We start from the raw sequence: 16,329 nt of genomic DNA, 5'->3' as shown, positions 1-16,329 counted from the left end.
ATCCGGGTAATTTTCCGTTACCCGGTGCAATTTTCTGAAAATACAACAAAATATGCAAGTACAACTCCATATAAGAGAAATTTAATCTGTTCTACCAAACATTACTAATTTTAACTTATTTTTTCAGGCTCCCCTTATAGCAGTTATAACAGTACTGAATGATATCCTTCCTTTTAATGATACCGATAAAAATCTGATTATCATCGATTACGGGTACGAAATTCTGATTCATCGATGTCATTACCAGATCCTCAATCTCACAGTTAACATTGATGGGATCATTGTACCACCTTCTTTTTATCTGTGCCAGCGGGATATCTTCTGCTTTATGTAAATCTAATAGGTATTTGTCTTTCACATTCCATAACATGTCCCCTTCTGTGATCGTACCCACATAATTACCTTTTCGGTTAATAATCGGTACTGCACTGTATCTGTGATGCTCCATCTTCTCCAGCGCCTGCCGCAGCGAATAGTCATCATACAAATATGCAACCTCACTTTTCGGGGTCAAAAAGAATAAAATATTCATCTGTAGTCTCCCTGTTTTTTTCTTACTTCCATACAAAAATATTATAAGACAATCTACAATGTTCGTCAATGCAAAGTACGTAATTCATAAATAGTTTATAAGTATTTTATAAAGTTAAGCTTTCCTGTTTTTTTATAATTCTTTTAATTATTTTAGAATATATTAAGTCTGACGCCATATTTCATTCATATCTGCATAGTATAGTATTATTTATAAATAAAGCGAATAAGCTTTTTTTATACATTTCTCTTTCCTTTTAGGACCAGGCAACTGGTCCCCTTTTTTTGCTCTTTTCCCATCCTGATTTCTACATTGCAACGATCCCATTTACTATGCCGGGAGCCAGAAAAGGCAGAATTTCTGCCCCCGCAACATCATCCGGACACCTTGGTCCTGCAAATCAGGACTTCTTTATAATAAAAGATTCAAAACCGGCATCTTTTAACTTTTGTACCATCTTAGCTGCATTTTCCCTGTCTCTAAAAGCACCCGCCTGAATCTTATAGAGTTTATTCACCTTCTTTACAAATGCCTGAAAACCCTTTTTATTTAAAACTGCTGACAGGCTGTTCGCCATCTTTTCATCTTTAAAGGATCCTGCCTGAACATAATATTGTACATTTTCTTCCGGTTTCGGATCTTCCGGCTTTGGATTCTCCGGCTTTGACTCATTGCCCATTGCTGCTTTGACATCTGCCCGGAAAGTATCCATGCTTTTGCCGTGTTTTGGAAACCAATGGGTTACATCCACATGTTCTGTTGCCACACCTTTTAAAAATCCTTCATAATGGCACAGAACATGCTCTTTGTCCGGCTTCCATCCGTATTTTTTACAAAAATAAGCGCTGAGCCAGACTGCTTTTTCATATACATTCCGAAAATAACGGATATTTTCCGGAAGGGAAGGATCATAATTTCCCATTGACTGCCATTGGCCATTATAAGAAAACGTTCCAGGTTCACAGATTTCATAACTAATATACATATCATTTGCCGGTGAGCCGGCATGCCACGATCTGTGGGTCTCCGGGAGCAGCTGATAGATACCGGTATCATCAATGATATAATTTGTGCAGGCGTCAATATCTCCATTCCAATAACTGATAAAATCCTTTGCAGTCCCTCCGGGAGTTGCTGTGGAATGTGTCATTATCCCCTGAGGCGTTATGGTTCTGCCTGTTTTATAACAACTTGAATTGGTTAAAATACTTTTTTTTATTTCCATGTCACATACCTCGCTTTGTTTATCCATATATCTAGCATATGCAATCCGGCAAAAAAGGAATCAGATGAATAAAACTGCCTTTTTCTGAACATATTATATGTGAGGTGATGATAAATGGCTTCTTATATAGCTCCGGAAGTAAAGGAGAAATTCGAAACACTTTCCATCGATCTGAAAAATCTGATCCTGGAAAAAAATGTACAACTGAATAATATTCATGACTTAATACGCGTACTGGAAGAAATAGTAGCGGAAGGTGAAGGCAACCAATAGCCTGCGATTCCAGGCATTCATGCGAAAGAGAGGAACAACACATGATAAATGTTAACGACGGCAACACGAAAACAAATGTTTACGATGATGGCAACATTCCTGAAATCGACACACCAAAACCGGATAATGCAACAAATACATTTCCTCCTGAGTTTGGCAATGGAAATATTATTCCAAAAGATGAAAGTACGAGACCCCGCAAAGACGGTCCCGGTGGTAATTAATTTTAATATTCCTAAAAACAGCAGAGAAAAATCCATGTTATTATGTCTCTCACAGGAGACTGCAATAACATGGATTTAATTTTTGTTACATAAATTTCACGGCAGTTCCATAAGCAATTACTTCCGCTGCCCCCTGCATGATAGCGGAGGATGCATAACGGATATTTACTACTGCATCAGCGCCCATGCCCTCAGCCTCTTCCACCATTCTTTTTGTTGCCAGCGCTCTGGCTTCATTCATCATCTCATTATAAGCCTTTAATTCCCCGCCGACAATGGTTTTGAACCCCTGGGTAATATCTCTGCCGATATTCTTGGATTGTATGGTACTTCCCTTTACCAATCCCAGCATTTCAAATGTCTTTCCAGTAATATAATCAGTATTTACTAAGATCATCTTCTTCTCCGCTCCTTATCTCTTTTAATCGTTCTGCCAGTACAAAAAAGGAAACACCAATCAACGCTAAAATAATAATTCCAAATAAAACCTTTACAACTATGGGAATTGGCACAACGGTAATCATTGTGAGATACACCATTAAAAAAAGAACCAGTAATGCCGTAATTACTATAGGCGCTATCATTTTTTGATATTTCATATTGATTTCCTCCCTGACTGTTATCATAGCTTTATTTTAACATCTTTTTCGGTATGATACAACTGCATTTGAGAAGTACTGATTATTCTCCTGTTATTCTTGCTTCAAAAGAGTTTCCATTTATTTTATAAAATGCACACAAATTCTTCAATTCTACGTCACATATTTTTCACAGAATAATATTATAGTATTACTTGTACAGAGAGATCAGTACAAACAACACATTATTAAAAAATCTTTTTCATAACCCGCCAGTACCTAAAGGTACTGGCTCTCCCTCTTTTATGGGACTTTACATCTGTTTACGGACTACTTTATATTCATCATTAAACTGAAAATAAGGACAATTAGTAAATGTATTTCTCATAAACTGGCCCATCTCATCCTCATCCAGATTTACCTCACAGATATAACATTCATAATCATCATCATATGCATAATTCAAGCAGCAGTCACAATTAGATTTTCCAGTCATTTTACTCCTCCTTTTTGTAAAAACGTCTTAATCAATTATACACCGGATTTGATTCATTTTCCATCCATTAATTTTGGACATGATAAAAGCCGTTCTCAGGAGCCTGTCGGAATATCACTCTAAGAAACGGCCTTTGCTTACTTTTTTATCTTTCGTATTTTGTAATTTTTTGTAATTTTTATCTGTTCATTTCTGATTATGCTTTTGGGCCTGCATCTGCAATATTTTTTGGCATATTCGGATATTTTTTTGCAAAGTTTTCCTGGAACATCTTTGCAAGTTTTTTAGCTGACTCATCATAAGCTGTTTTATCTTCCCATGTATCCCGTGGATTCATAATTTCATCCGGCACATTCGGGCAGCTCTGAGGAACATCTAAGTTGAATACCTCATCATGTTTATATTCTGCCTTATCAATATCGCCATTCAGTGCAGCAGTAACCATAGCACGTGTATATTTCAGTTTCATACGGCTTCCGACTCCGTACGGTCCGCCTGCCCATCCGGTGTTAATCAGATATACCTTTGTATCATATTTTTCAATCCGCTCTCCTAACATCTCTGCATAAATGGATGGATCCATTGGCATAAATGGTTCACCAAAACAGGTGGAGAATGTGGGCTGCGGTTCCTGAACCCCTCTCTCTGTTCCTGCCAGCTTAGATGTAAATCCGGTCACGAAGTGATACATTGCTGCATTCTGGTCAAGTCTGCTGATTGGAGGAAGTACGCCAAATGCATCTGCAGTTAAGAAGATTACCACTTTCGGCACACCTCCTACTCCTGGGATTGCAGCATTGGATATATAATCTACCGGATAACCCACACGGGTATTATCGGTCAGGCTTCCATCATCAAAATCAGGTTCACGGCTCTCAGAGTCGATCACCACATTTTCAACCAGACTTCCGAACCTGATTGCTCCATAGATTTCAGGTTCGCCTTCGGGATCCAGATTAATACATTTTGCATAGCAGCCGCCTTCGAAGTTAAAGATTCCTTCTTCTGACCAGCCGTGTTCATCATCACCGATTAACTTACGTCCCGGATCTGCTGAAAGCGTTGTCTTTCCTGTTCCTGATAATCCAAAGAAAATCGCTGTTTCTCCGGTTACCGGATCCATGTTTGCAGAACAATGCATTGGCAGTACATTTTTCTCTTTCGGCATCAGATAATTCATAACGGAGAATACGCTTTTTTTCATTTCTCCGGAATATTGTGACCCTGCGATTACAATCAGTTTTGCTTCGTAATCGATCATAATTGCTGCCTCACTGTGCACACCGTCTGTTTCCGGGATACATTTGAATCCCGGAGCTGCAATTATGGTAAAGTCCGGATCTCCATAGTCAGCAAGTTCATCTGCTGTAGGACGGATCAGAAGCTGATGTATAAACAGGTTCTGGCTTGCCAATTCATTTACCACCCGGAATTTTTTTGTACATACCGGATCTGCTCCCGCCATGCCATCAAAAATATAGAGTTCACGATTCTGGAGATAAGCCGTTAATTTCTCTTTAATCCCATTGAATTTTTCCTGACTGATCGGACGGTTTACTTTACCCCACGCAATATCATCATGGATTCCTTTTGAATCTACTACAAATTTGTCCTCCGGAGAACGTCCCGTATATTTTCCGGTAGTAACTACTAAAGCACCTGTGCTGCTTAATTTTCCTTCTCCATTGCAAAGTGCCTTTTCAACCAGCTGCGCCGGGCTTAAATTGCGGTAAACAGCTTTGGGATTAATAATACCTAATTTTTCAAGACCATATGTATTCATATTTTCCTCCTATTTCCTTTGCCGTCATTTCTACTGATTTCAGAACTGCCGCTTATTACTATATTGCATTGGCAATGCTGGCGCCTACAGTTGATATGTCAACAAAAGCTTGTTGTTTTATACAAATCGTATTATACTATTAAGTAAGCATAAAATAAAATAATATTATTGTATAGTGTCCATAACAATTTTCTATGGATCAATTACGATGGAGGAATCAATACCATGTCGGCAAATTTTGAATACTACAAAATATTCTATTTCGTGGCAAAATACAAAAGCATTACCCAGGCTGCCAATCTGCTGATGTCCAGCCAGCCATCTATTTCCCGTACCATTAAACTTCTGGAAGAAGAACTGCGCTGCAAACTGTTTGTCCGCTCACAAAAAGGCGTTTCCCTGACACATGAGGGAGAAGAATTATTTGCCCATGTCCGCAGAGCCTGCGAAGAAATCTTTATCGGCGAAAAATCTTTAAAAGACATTACCACTCTCCAGGATGGATTGATCCGTATTGGAGCCAGTGAAACGGCACTGCATGGTTTCCTGCTGGTAAAACTGAAGAGTTTTCACTCCATGTACCCCAATATTAAGCTGCTGATTCAAAATGTTACCACACCAGAAGCAATTGATCACCTGAAATACGACAAAATTGATTTTGCCATCGTCACCACACCTACGGATGCCTATGCCCCCCTCGAAGAAACCAAACTCCTTCCCTTTCGGGAAATTTTAATTGCGGGTCCTCATTTTAAACATTTAAAAGATCAGGTTCTCCATTTAGAAGATTTAAAACAATATCCTCTGATTTCCTTATCCAAGGGTACGACGACCTATACCTTTTACGAAAAAATATTTTCCTCCCGTAAGCTGTACCTGGAGCCTGACATCGAGGTGGCTACCACCGACCTGATACTGCCAATGGTTACCCATGATCTCGGTATCGGTTTTATTCCAGAGGAATTTGCAGCACGTGCAGTAAACGCACAGGAAGTGTTTGAAATCCGGGTTGCAGAAGAAATTCCTTTCCGAAATATCTGTCTCGTTGAGAACACAAAGTATCCGCTCAGTGCTGCCGCATTCCAGCTAAAAAAAATTATTTGTGAAAAGTGACAAAAAGCCGTATCACAGCATCTGCCTTGCTCTCTCGATGATCATATTCGGAAAGCCAATAGCCTCCAGCAGAGCAATCGCGTTCTTTGTATTGCTGACCCCTTCCCGGATCTTATAATCAAAAGCAATATCCCTGCCCTGCATCTGTTCACAAAAAAAATAATATCCATAGGCATCTTCCAGTTTCCGTGTCAACTCAATATCATGGGATGCCACAATCGCTAGGCAATTTTGATTTTCCAGATATTCTAATATAGCCGCCGAAGCCGCAATTCGCTCCTGTGTATTCGTTCCTCTTAAAATCTCATCAATAACGCAGATGACCATCCGTTTATCTTTTATACTTTTTACAATGCGGTTCAGATATTTAATTTCTTTCATATAATAACTTTCACCGCCCATAAGATCGTCCCGCACCGCCATGGATGTAATCACCATGGCATCCGGCAGCTGCATCTGTCTTGCCATACAGGTATGAATGCTTTCCGCAAGGATCACATTTGCCGCCACGGCTTTGATAAACGTAGACTTTCCGGAAGCATTTGATCCCGTTATGATACAGTTACGGTCCAGGGATACCGTATTGCAGACCGGATGTTCGATCAGCGGATGATAGATTTCCGTCATTTTCAGCACAGGCTTATTTATAAATTCAGGTATACAGTATAACTCCAGGCTTTTCCTGAATGAAGCTACAGAAACAGATGCTTCCAACTCGCCTATGAACTCAAACAGCTCCATAAATTCCTTTTGTTTTCCCCTCAGGTAGCGGATGATTTTATCATAGACAATAAAATCCCAAAGGGTTGCTCCTATCAGGTAATCATGGACAACCCCTAATAGATCTCCAGACATTCCTTCCCGCTTCTTCCGCTGAAGGCTGACAAGCATTTTCGTTATTTTATCGAATAATTTTACATTTTCTTTGATGCTCTCCGGTATATGAATCGTGTATTTCTCCGGTTTTTTCACAATTTCTTTTACACTCTTTGCCACTCCTATAATCCCGGTAAGGGTATCCATATAGACTTCATGCCTGACTTTATTCAATGCATAAATTACTGCATTGATCATAAATACCATTGCTGTAATCAACAGAAGGCTTGACTGTCCTCTGACAAGAGCCGGAATCACAGACAAGAACAACAATATCTGCATAATCCTGTAAAACCTTACATGAATTGAACCAAGAGCATCCAGATTACTCATAAACACAGGCAGATAATAATTCACTTCTTCTTTCCCAAGTCTGCTAAGCAAATACTGCACTTCTTCCCTGATTTTATCATTCTTGGAATAAAAGCAAATTTGTTCTTCCAGAATTAAAAGCCCGGCTTTATCTGCCGGCAGCTTGTGAAGCCTGGCATACAGCACCTGTTCCCCCGCAAATGATGTACAGACATTTATTCTGGAAAAAATCTTATCCATCTCCAGGTCATTCCAGGTAACATCATCTACGCTTTCGTTCTCGGGAATGTCCATTTTAAATTCTTCCCAGAAAATTTGAATCTGTTCAAAGGGAAGCTTTCTGTCTGCCGGTATCTTACCATAGGAATCATGAATCCACTTACGAACTTTCCGCTCACCGCATTTACGTTCATAAAAAACAGCCCCCATAAATAATGCCAGCATAATCACAAAGATCATTGCCAGTTCCATGTTATCGCTCCTCCTTTTTCTTTTTATAGGCAATTACTAACAAAATAAATAAAAATATGAGTGTTTCCACAATAACGCTGCTTTCAATTGGCCAGCTTATCCAGTTGTGATAGAAAATCGCATATAGCTGACTTGTCAGCAAAAGAATGGACAAATAGAGGCACACGATTGTGGTAATGGCATCCACTTTCAGCATATAGTAAGGCATATTGCGATAGAGAAAATTCCAGACCCAGGATCTGGCTGTGAAGACAAGCATGGATGCAATGACAGGAAAAATAAAGACAAGCAGTTTATCTCCATAAACGATTTTACCAATATTATTCCACCAGACTACAATTCCTTCCGGCAGCAGCGGATACGAGATAAACGCTAATATAAATGAAAAGATAATGATTGACCATATTGCAATCTTTCCTTTCATTGCTGCAAGATTACTAATCGTATCCCGAAAAATCATATAACCGGATTTGTCTACAGCATCCTCATACCGTTCTACCGTTAAATTGGCATAATCAAAATCTTGATTCTTAACCAGCTCTAAACAAATCCACCTGGATTGTTCTAATTGTTTTATCTCTGCCTCCAATGAGTCTGCCTGTTTATGAAGCATTTCTTCCATCGAGAGCTTTTCCAACTGCACCAGCTTAATCTCTTCAATAGGTACATTAAGCTTTCTTAGAAAGATAATCTTTTTTAAAGTCTCAATATTTTCCCTGGAGTAATCCCGGTAACCATTAATCGGATTACGCCTTGCAGTCAGCAGCCCCTCCTTTTCATAAAAGCGAACATTTGCTCTGGTGACATTTAATTCCTCTTCAACCTCTTTTATTGTCAAGTTTTCACCTCCTTCTATTGGTATATAAGGTATAAACCAGGTTTACAGTCAAGCTGTTTTTAGAAATTTCTGCATTTTTTTCTTAATTACGAAAAATACTCCTGAAAAATTCAGAAGTATTTTTGCAAACTGCAATATTAATAAATTATTTTATTCATCGAACAAGCTTTAATCCATAATTATCAGTGCCATGAAAACAAGATCCGTATTTCCCGTATTAATTAGTCCATGTCCGGAACCATCCGGGGTAAATGTAACATCTCCTGCTTTTACCGGGCGAACATTTCCATTATCATCATAATCACCTGTTCCGGATAAGATATAATAAGTTTCACTCTCTCCGTGATGTTCATGATACCCCAGAGAACATTCCGGTTCAATAGTTACTTCCGCATATAGACCGCATTTGCCGTTTAATTCTTTTTCGCCCAGGATATGTTTGATCACAACATGTCCTTTTCCACCACACATATTTTCCACTGTTTCTGTTTTCATCTCAAATCCTCCATTTCTGATTTGCAATTTTTTATGTATCTTAGCTCTGCCTGCAGTCTGAAATTCCCTGACTCAATAGAAAAGAGTCCCCGGTAACTGCTGCAACCAGAAACTCTTCCTCATCGAAGACCATATTTTATTCTACTTGGAATGCTGATTTCATTTAGAATTTATGCTTCCCGGTAAATTTCAACTGCTGACATTATTATATCTCACCACATTTATAAATACAAGATATTTTATTACTGTGATGCATAGTATAATGAATAGTTATACACTTTTGACATTCATACGTATCTGTTTTATAATAAAAGAAAAAAGGAGCTGTACATACTATGAAAATTGATGGACATGCAAAAGAGAAAGAAGCCATGAAGGAATTTCATAAGGGCAACCGGCAAGAGGGTATAAAAATCCAGGATGAATTCGTAGCGGAACTTCGCGAAGCACTGAAATCACAAGACCATTGTTCCTGCAAAAAACCCTGCAAATATCATGGAAAATGTGTGGAATGTGTAGCGATTCACAGAGCCCACCAAGAACATCTCCCCAATTGCTTTCGCAGTATGGTTAACGAAAAAATAGCTGTACTTTCCGGTCTCACCGAAGATACCATTGTGGAAGATTTATCCAGATAACCCCTGCCTATACATATTTGCAGCAAGTTGATTTGTCGTTTTATGAAATATTTTGTCGAACGATTTTGTTTGAATGCACATACAGAATATGATAGATTTAACATATATTAGCAAGAAGCTAATATATTTCATAACTCACACCCGGTCCGCACAACCGGGTACCATTTTACCGGCTCCGGCGTAACAACCGGAGCCATCTTTTATTCCATATCCCGCAGCTGTTCCACAATATTATCCTTATGCAAAAATTGATAAACCACCAATGGAACAAAAATACAGGTGATTAAAATACTGCCAAATACAAGAAGAGTTGATCTGACCGGTATCTGGAAAGGAATCCTGTAACGGTTCATTGCATGGTATATGACATAATCAATTGGAATTCCCAGGATAATTACAAAAAAGAATGAAACAATTCCATAGCACGTTCCTTCTATCAGCAGTAACTTCCTGATCTGTACCGTAGTCATGCCAATACTTTGCAGCGCTGCAAATTCTTTTATCCGGTTCTGTATCCCTGCAGCAGTCATATTGCTATAGTTCAAAATGGCTAATAAGGTAAGGATTATTCCAAGACCCCCGCCAAGAATTTTTAACTGAGTCTCCGACTGCTTCATTTCATCATAGCTGTCAAATTTCGACTCCATCGATATGTTTTTCTCACCCTTAAATAATTCTTTTATTTTTTTATCCAGTTCGGCATTAAATGGTTCTTCATAAACGATCTTTATAATTTCGGTTATAGGCTCGCCTAAGATTTCTTTTGCTAATCCATCACTGATTATTATGCTTGGTAAGTATCCGCTGGCAATAAAGCTAACACCAGGAATTTCCGCCTCTATTTTTATCTTATATTGTTTTCGTTCATTATTCTGTTTTAATTGGTAAACAAGTTCTTTACCCAATGTTTCTTTAACCGAAATTCCCGTAAGGAAAGGGCTTATCAAACCGATTTCACCAGACATAAACGCTTCTTTATTTAAAATGCCGTCCATTTCTTTATTAATGGAATCAAATTCCGCTTCATCAATGCCCACGAGCCTGCCGGTAAACAAATCTGTTTCTTTTCCTTCTTTATAAAGTACCATCTGCTCCTCATAATCGCCTCTGGCAATTGGCTTCTTCTCAAGCCCTATAAAATATTCCTTCCAAATATCTTCATCATAAGGAATCAGCAGTTCAGCTGAACTTACTGTCCGGACATCCTCAACTCCATCCATGGATTTTATCTGCTCGATTACGGATGGCTGTATTCTTTGAATAGGATTATTATACGCTGTGGAAAGATTAATAATGCGTAAATCGGAATCTTGCAGTGTATTCAGGACATGCTTTGTACTGCTTCCATTAACCAGGGTTGTGATGACCAGTAAAGCCGTAAGCGTTACAAAAAAAGAAGTTAGTATAATAACCGCCTGCTTCTTCTCCCGGAACATATTGCGCCATGCCATGTAGCTAAGCCTTCCCCCATTCACACTGTTTCTATCCCGGTGCGGGGATACCATACCAAAATATTTTGCTGCTTCAACCGGTGAAATATCACCCGCTATCATTGCAGGTTTCCTGCTGCTGAAATAAATGGTCAGCCCGGAAAACAGTGCAGCTCCGATAAAAATTAACGGATGAAATACTACTGCTTCTTTTAGCTGGAGTGTAGGATTCGCTAATTCCAATGCAGATGGTACAATCAAAAACGACACCAATGCTCCGAGTATCATCCCTGAGGGTATGCCTAACGACGAATTCCACAGCACCTGCTTAAGTACAAACCTCCTGATCTGTTTAGATGTAGTACCAATTGTTTTTAACTGTCCAAAAAAACGGACTTCTTTGGCAATCGAAATATGAAGAACATTATAAATAAAAAAATATCCGCTCAAAACAATCAGAAAAAACAAACCCATCAGCCCTGCTGCAAATTTTACGAAGTCTTCCATCAGATAGTAATCTGCAAATAACATTTGTCTTCCTTCAATCGATAGTTCATCTTCCAGCATTTTAATATCCTTTACGGAATACAGATGATTTTTCAGTGTTATTTTTAAAGAACCCTGGGTCATAACCGTTTGTTCTGCTCCTGAATTTTCATAAAAATCCCTGGATATAAAGCCCTGTGACATTCCGGAATAATCCTTGTAAAATCCGGATAACACAAACGACTTCTCATGAGAAGTATCTTTTTCTGACAATAAAAAATAGGACACCGGAAGATGCATCCCAATTTTAGGCGTATCTATCCCTATTCTTTTTAAGGTCTGGGTAGATAACAAAAGTTCATTTTCTTTGTCCGGATACTTTCCTTCTAAGAATTCGTAAGCGGGAACACACTGCTTTTCCCAGTTCGTTGTATCACTCCAGGATAAGGGGATATTCACATCATTTTCCTGATATTTATCGATAACTGCACTCTCTACGGTGATGCCGGCATACAATATTTCTTCCATAGAATTTGCTTTTTTCACCTGCTCTTTAGTAGGTGCTGGCAGGCTCACATCAAATATCATTCCATTCATCATTACATGCCTTAGAGAAATTGCGTTCCAATAGCTCAGACCGATGCTGCAGACCGCTGTTATCATAAATGTAGTTAATATGATTGCTGCAATTATTAAAATATTCTTTTTCCAATTCTGAATATAATTTTTCTTCGCCAGTCCTGCAATCACCTTTTTATTTTCAACCCGGATCATAGCTGTTCCCTGACATAGATTTTACCATCTTCTAAATGAATAATCCGCCCTGCCATCTGGGCAATTTCACTATTATGCGTAATCATTACAATGGTCTGGCAAAAACGCTCACTGGTGATCTTAATCAACCCCAGCACATCCTGGCTGGATTTACTGTCCAGATTCCCGGTCGGCTCGTCTGCAAGCACAATCGCAGGCTTCGTCGCCAATGCCCTTGCCATTGCCACTCTCTGCTGCTGTCCTCCCGACAGCTGCCCGGGCATTGCATATTTCTTAGACTGAAGTCCCAAGATGTCCAAAATTTCATTGATATAATTTTTATCCGGCTTAACTCCATCCAACTGGATTGGCAAAACAATGTTTTCATAAACATTTAACAGGGGCAGCAGATTATAATTCTGGAATACAAAACCAATCTTGCGCCGCCTGAATATGGTCTGCTCGTCTTTCGTCATACTGGAAAGATTGATCCGGTCTACCATCACGGTTCCGGAAGTCGGAATATCCAGACCTCCAAGCATATGCAGAAGGGTGGATTTTCCACTGCCCGAACTTCCCACAATCGATACAAATTCACCTTTCCCAATAGAAAGATCCACTCCATCCAGTGCTTTTACCACATTTTCACCGGCTCCGTAATATTTTTTTAAGTCTTTCGTTTCTATAATACACATCATAAATCCTCCTTACGTCAGAGCGTGTTTGAAAATCCATTCCCGCCATCTGCACAACAGAATCATAGCAAATAATTCTTACCTGATCCTTTCTCAAATATGACAGTTTTGTAAGATTCTGTTATTTCTATTTTAATTTAAACAGACCATCAATATATCATATTGACAGCCCACGCAACAACTTTATTTGTGACTTAAAAATATAGAGAATAGCGCCCCGCTGCCCGGCTCTGACTTCACCTTAATATATCCACCCTGCCTTATAATAATCTCCCGTGCAAGATAAAGCCCTATCCCAAGCCCTTTCTCCTTTTGTACCTTAGGTGAACGGTAAAATCGTTGAAATATCAGTCCTTGTTCTTCTTCTGAAATCCCCATACCGGAGTTCTGTATGTCTATTCGGTAAAACATCTCGTAAGCCTGCACTTTTATGACAACCTTTGATTGTGCCGGAGAATATTTAACTGCATTCTCTAATATATTGCTAACTGCTTCTAATGTCCACTTTAAATCAAAACTACAGGATAATCCACATTCTTCATATTCAATTACCATCTCTTTTTGCAATGCCTGCATCTCTACTTCCTGACATGATAACAGCACTAACTTATCTATTCGTTCGGGTACAGCAGCAATGGAAATCAGTTCATTTTCCAGATATGACGATTTTACCAATGCTTTAATCAGGAAATCCAGCTTATCAGCCTGGTTCTGAATCTGCTTCACTATCCCTGATATATCCTCCGGTAAGTTTTGTTTTTCCTCAAGCAGTTGTGAATACAGCAGAATATTGGACAATGGTATCCTCGTTTGATGGGAAATATCAGATACCAGGGATTTTATAGTATCCCGCTCTTTCGTGGTGATCTGCTTTGTCTCCTGTGAAATCGTAAGAAACTGATTCAATCTCTCTTCTATTGCAGACATCATCGACTCATCATATTTTGTTTCACTGTAATTTCCCGCTATTGCTTCGTTAATCCGGTTTAACACTATCTGCATCGTTTTCTTCACCGACTGACGATACCACAAGACTACCATTATCGCCGCTGCCAAAACTATGAAAACAATGGTAATGCAGACGATCATTTGTATATCCATGTTTTCCTCCATTTTCAATTTCATGACTTCTGCATATGCCGGAGCCTTTTAGCTCACCCATACGTAACCCAACCCGTATACCGTCTTTATATATTCCGGTTTGGATGGGTTGTCTTCCAATTTATCCCGCAGTCTTCGAATGGTCACAGATAAGGCATTGTCTTCCACATACTCTGTTCCATCGGGCCAGATTCGCTCCAGCATCATATTGCGGGATAGCGTAATATTCCGGTTCATTACAAATAAATACAGCAGCTTCTGCTCTGTTTTACTCAATTCCACCTGCACATTATTTTTATAAAATTCCATCTTTGTAAAATTAAATACAAAAGAATCAATTACATATTCTCCCGGACTTTCACCAGGTTCAAAACGCCTGAATAACGCATTTACCCTTGCCCTCAAAACCATAAGACTGAACGGCTTAGTAATATAATCATCTGCACCGGATTCCAATCCTGCGACAATATCCAGTTCCATATCCCTCGCAGTAAGAAGAATGATGGGAACCTTGCTGTTTTTGCGTATCTCACGGCATAAATCAAAACCACTGCCATCGGGCAGGTTGATATCCAGTACCAGCAAATCAAATGTCTGTCTGCTAATTGCTTCCTTAGCCGCCGCTATTGTAAAACATTGGGTAAACCGATAATTTTCTCTATTCAATGCCATTAAAATTCCGGAACTTAATACTTCATCATCTTCTAACAGTAAAATTTCTTTCATTATATATAAGTCTCCTTGTATATCCAGTACCATCCAACATGTTCATATTTTCACTTAAATCCTTTACAAATCATTTAACTGACAGACATAAATTATTCATATCTAAGCTTTATAGTAATACTTGTAAAACCAAATACTTAGTTAATAATCTTTTTCATAACTCGCCAGTATCTATAGATACTGGCCCTCCCTCTTTTATGGGGTAATTTCTCTGTTTTCTATATTGTCAGTCAGATATTCCATCCCTAAAATTGCTTCTTATATCAAACTCCATTGTATTATACTATAATTTTCATCATTGGCACAGTATAACTGTATATTAATTTTTTTATATTATTATACGTAAAAAGTCGATTCATAGCAAAAAAACTGCTATTCAGTACAACGCTGATCATCAATTGTTTTCTTATGCTATACTTTTAAAAATTAAAGTTGATGCAATATGGAAAGCAAATGAGAAATGAGGCGTGAAACTTCTATGAATCAGAAAAATCATCGAAATTACACCCGTCTTTCCTGGGACGAGTGGTATCTATTAGCAAAAGAATATTACACAGCCAACAAAACATTAAAAATTCCAACTAAATACAAAACTGATAGCGGATATCTTCTGGGGCGCTGGATTGAAAGACAACGGGCGGCCTATCGCCAAAAAGGAACGTATCGGATTGATGCCAGGAAAATATATCTGTTAAACCAGATTGGCATGATCTGGACTCTGGAAATCCGAACGGAATGGGAAACCTGGTATAACTACTGCAAAGACTATTATGCAGAAAATGGAAATATTGACATACCCAGAAATATAGTTTACCGGCAATTGCCTATTGGTGAATGGATCAGTTATCAAAGAAAACGATACTGGCAAAACAAAATGGATTGCCGCCAGCGTTTCAAATTGGAAGAACTGGGTATAAGCTGGAAACTCAGAAACCGCCGCGGATGGATGGAATGGTATCAGGATGCCAAACTGTATTATGAAACCTACGGTCATTTAAATATTCCCTTAGACTACGTCACAAAAGACGGCTTCCGGCTGGGATCCTGGATTAATTCACAACGGGAACGGCAGCGCGGTACCAGATTCTATCTTCTGGAAAGTGAAAAAGTCGAAAAATTAAATCAGATCGGCATGCTGTGGGGCCTTCGCGGAATGCGGTATAAAGAGCAGGATGTGTATGAAATATCGTGAGAGGTAGATCAACACGTCATTTATTATAAATCAGAACATCATTTTGAGACATTTTTATCATCATTCAAACGTAAATCAGATCCTTTGACAAT

General features: G+C 38.8%; 18 protein-coding genes. 5 read left to right on the top strand and 13 right to left on the bottom strand.

Annotation, left to right across the window (positions count from 1 at the left end):
• Positions 1–115: 115 nt before the first annotated feature.
• Positions 116–532, bottom strand: a complete 417-nt coding sequence (locus QR40_RS11215) for a CBS domain-containing protein (protein WP_027294620.1) — start codon at positions 530–532, stop codon at positions 116–118.
• Between the two features lie 400 nt (positions 533–932).
• Positions 933–1,757 (bottom strand): N-acetylmuramoyl-L-alanine amidase, encoded by an 825-nt coding sequence (locus QR40_RS11210; RefSeq protein WP_052377842.1) that lies wholly within the window; start codon positions 1,755–1,757, stop codon positions 933–935.
• A 114-nt stretch (positions 1,758–1,871) separates the two neighbouring features.
• Here QR40_RS11210 and QR40_RS32060 point away from each other — a divergent pair, with 114 nt between their 5' ends.
• Together QR40_RS32060 and QR40_RS11200 are read left to right on the top strand one after the other, a co-directional pair.
• Positions 1,872–2,030 (top strand): hypothetical protein, encoded by a 159-nt coding sequence (locus tag QR40_RS32060; protein ID WP_027294621.1) that lies wholly within the window; start codon positions 1,872–1,874, stop codon positions 2,028–2,030.
• 41 nt (positions 2,031–2,071) lie between these two features.
• Positions 2,072–2,254, top strand: a complete 183-nt coding sequence (locus QR40_RS11200) for a hypothetical protein (RefSeq protein ID WP_027294622.1) — start codon at positions 2,072–2,074, stop codon at positions 2,252–2,254.
• Positions 2,255–2,339: 85 nt separating this feature from the next.
• Here the strand turns inward: QR40_RS11200 and QR40_RS11195 are convergent, their stop codons facing one another.
• The 4 genes from QR40_RS11195 to pckA form a co-directional block, all read right to left on the bottom strand.
• Positions 2,340–2,651, bottom strand: coding sequence for a YbjQ family protein (locus QR40_RS11195; protein ID WP_027294623.1), 312 nt, complete (start codon positions 2,649–2,651; stop codon positions 2,340–2,342).
• Positions 2,632–2,853 carry a hypothetical protein gene (locus tag QR40_RS11190; protein ID WP_027294624.1) on the bottom strand — a complete coding sequence of 74 codons (222 nt, stop codon included), beginning with the start codon at positions 2,851–2,853 and terminating at the stop codon, positions 2,632–2,634. The genes QR40_RS11195 and QR40_RS11190 overlap by 20 nt, the downstream gene beginning before the upstream one ends.
• Positions 2,854–3,145: 292 nt before the next feature.
• Positions 3,146–3,328, bottom strand: a complete 183-nt coding sequence (locus tag QR40_RS11185; RefSeq protein WP_027294625.1) for a DUF6472 family protein — start codon at positions 3,326–3,328, stop codon at positions 3,146–3,148.
• Positions 3,329–3,524: 196 nt separating this feature from the next.
• Positions 3,525–5,111, bottom strand: a complete 1,587-nt coding sequence (gene pckA, locus QR40_RS11180; RefSeq protein WP_044295042.1) for a phosphoenolpyruvate carboxykinase (ATP) — start codon at positions 5,109–5,111, stop codon at positions 3,525–3,527.
• 225 nt (positions 5,112–5,336) lie between these two features.
• On the opposite strand from pckA, the gene QR40_RS11175 reads away from it, so the two are divergent.
• Positions 5,337–6,224 (top strand): LysR family transcriptional regulator, encoded by an 888-nt coding sequence (locus QR40_RS11175; protein ID WP_044295041.1) that lies wholly within the window; start codon positions 5,337–5,339, stop codon positions 6,222–6,224.
• A gap of 12 nt (positions 6,225–6,236) precedes the next feature.
• On the opposite strand, the gene QR40_RS11170 is transcribed toward QR40_RS11175, so the two are convergent.
• The 3 genes from QR40_RS11170 to QR40_RS11160 form a co-directional block, all read right to left on the bottom strand.
• On the bottom strand, positions 6,237–7,883 hold the full coding sequence (locus QR40_RS11170; protein WP_044295039.1) for a MutS-related protein: 1,647 nt from the start codon (positions 7,881–7,883) through the stop codon (positions 6,237–6,239).
• A 1-nt stretch (position 7,884) separates the two neighbouring features.
• On the bottom strand, positions 7,885–8,721 hold the full coding sequence (locus tag QR40_RS11165) for a MerR family transcriptional regulator (RefSeq protein WP_044295038.1): 837 nt from the start codon (positions 8,719–8,721) through the stop codon (positions 7,885–7,887).
• A 168-nt stretch (positions 8,722–8,889) separates the two neighbouring features.
• Positions 8,890–9,216, bottom strand: coding sequence for a cupin domain-containing protein (locus tag QR40_RS11160; RefSeq protein ID WP_027294630.1), 327 nt, complete (start codon positions 9,214–9,216; stop codon positions 8,890–8,892).
• Positions 9,217–9,551: 335 nt separating this feature from the next.
• On the opposite strand from QR40_RS11160, the gene QR40_RS11155 reads away from it, so the two are divergent.
• Positions 9,552–9,854 (top strand): hypothetical protein, encoded by a 303-nt coding sequence (locus QR40_RS11155; RefSeq protein WP_027294631.1) that lies wholly within the window; start codon positions 9,552–9,554, stop codon positions 9,852–9,854.
• Between the two features lie 200 nt (positions 9,855–10,054).
• Here QR40_RS11155 and QR40_RS11150 read toward each other — a convergent pair whose 3' ends face one another.
• The 4 genes from QR40_RS11150 to QR40_RS11135 all read right to left on the bottom strand — a co-directional run bounded on the left by QR40_RS11150 (position 10,055) and on the right by QR40_RS11135 (position 15,045).
• Positions 10,055–12,544, bottom strand: a complete 2,490-nt coding sequence (locus QR40_RS11150; RefSeq protein ID WP_044295037.1) for an FtsX-like permease family protein — start codon at positions 12,542–12,544, stop codon at positions 10,055–10,057.
• The gene (locus QR40_RS11145; RefSeq protein ID WP_027294633.1) at positions 12,541–13,218 is read right to left on the bottom strand and encodes an ABC transporter ATP-binding protein; all 678 of its coding nucleotides are present in this window, start codon (positions 13,216–13,218) and stop codon (positions 12,541–12,543) included. The genes QR40_RS11150 and QR40_RS11145 overlap by 4 nt, the downstream gene beginning before the upstream one ends.
• Before the next feature lie 183 nt (positions 13,219–13,401).
• Complete coding sequence (locus QR40_RS11140) at positions 13,402–14,319, bottom strand: sensor histidine kinase (protein WP_052430800.1); 918 nt, start codon at positions 14,317–14,319, stop codon at positions 13,402–13,404.
• A gap of 48 nt (positions 14,320–14,367) precedes the next feature.
• Entirely contained in the window at positions 14,368–15,045 is a 678-nt protein-coding gene (locus tag QR40_RS11135; protein WP_027294635.1) for a response regulator transcription factor, read from the bottom strand.
• 478 nt (positions 15,046–15,523) lie between these two features.
• Between QR40_RS11135 and QR40_RS11130 the strand changes: the two genes are divergently transcribed.
• Entirely contained in the window at positions 15,524–16,237 is a 714-nt protein-coding gene (locus QR40_RS11130) for a helicase associated domain-containing protein (protein WP_044295035.1), read from the top strand.
• The last annotated feature ends 92 nt before the right edge of the window (positions 16,238–16,329 follow it).

The organism is Robinsoniella peoriensis (genome assembly GCF_000797495.1).
Taxonomy (GTDB): domain Bacteria; phylum Bacillota; class Clostridia; order Lachnospirales; family Lachnospiraceae; genus Robinsoniella; species Robinsoniella peoriensis.
This window is presented reverse-complemented; position numbering and strand designations above follow the sequence as displayed.

Bases quoted from the DNA above. Each gene is read 5' to 3' on its own strand.
- QR40_RS11215 (WP_027294620.1), bottom strand. From the start codon at position 532: ATGAATATTTTATTCTTTTTGACCCCGAAAAGTGAGGTTGCATATTTG.
- QR40_RS11210 (WP_052377842.1), bottom strand. From the start codon at position 1,757: ATGGAAATAAAAAAAAGTATTTTAACCAATTCAAGTTGTTATAAAACA.
- QR40_RS32060 (WP_027294621.1), top strand. From the start codon at position 1,872: ATGGCTTCTTATATAGCTCCGGAAGTAAAGGAGAAATTCGAAACACTT.
- QR40_RS11200 (WP_027294622.1), top strand. From the start codon at position 2,072: ATGATAAATGTTAACGACGGCAACACGAAAACAAATGTTTACGATGAT.
- QR40_RS11195 (WP_027294623.1), bottom strand. From the start codon at position 2,651: ATGATCTTAGTAAATACTGATTATATTACTGGAAAGACATTTGAAATG.
- QR40_RS11190 (WP_027294624.1), bottom strand. From the start codon at position 2,853: ATGAAATATCAAAAAATGATAGCGCCTATAGTAATTACGGCATTACTG.
- QR40_RS11185 (WP_027294625.1), bottom strand. From the start codon at position 3,328: ATGACTGGAAAATCTAATTGTGACTGCTGCTTGAATTATGCATATGAT.
- pckA (WP_044295042.1), bottom strand. From the start codon at position 5,111: ATGAATACATATGGTCTTGAAAAATTAGGTATTATTAATCCCAAAGCT.
- QR40_RS11175 (WP_044295041.1), top strand. From the start codon at position 5,337: ATGTCGGCAAATTTTGAATACTACAAAATATTCTATTTCGTGGCAAAA.
- QR40_RS11170 (WP_044295039.1), bottom strand. From the start codon at position 7,883: ATGGAACTGGCAATGATCTTTGTGATTATGCTGGCATTATTTATGGGG.
- QR40_RS11160 (WP_027294630.1), bottom strand. From the start codon at position 9,216: ATGAAAACAGAAACAGTGGAAAATATGTGTGGTGGAAAAGGACATGTT.
- QR40_RS11155 (WP_027294631.1), top strand. From the start codon at position 9,552: ATGAAAATTGATGGACATGCAAAAGAGAAAGAAGCCATGAAGGAATTT.
- QR40_RS11150 (WP_044295037.1), bottom strand. From the start codon at position 12,544: ATGATCCGGGTTGAAAATAAAAAGGTGATTGCAGGACTGGCGAAGAAA.
- QR40_RS11145 (WP_027294633.1), bottom strand. From the start codon at position 13,218: ATGTGTATTATAGAAACGAAAGACTTAAAAAAATATTACGGAGCCGGT.
- QR40_RS11140 (WP_052430800.1), bottom strand. From the start codon at position 14,319: ATGGATATACAAATGATCGTCTGCATTACCATTGTTTTCATAGTTTTG.
- QR40_RS11135 (WP_027294635.1), bottom strand. From the start codon at position 15,045: ATGAAAGAAATTTTACTGTTAGAAGATGATGAAGTATTAAGTTCCGGA.
- QR40_RS11130 (WP_044295035.1), top strand. From the start codon at position 15,524: ATGAATCAGAAAAATCATCGAAATTACACCCGTCTTTCCTGGGACGAG.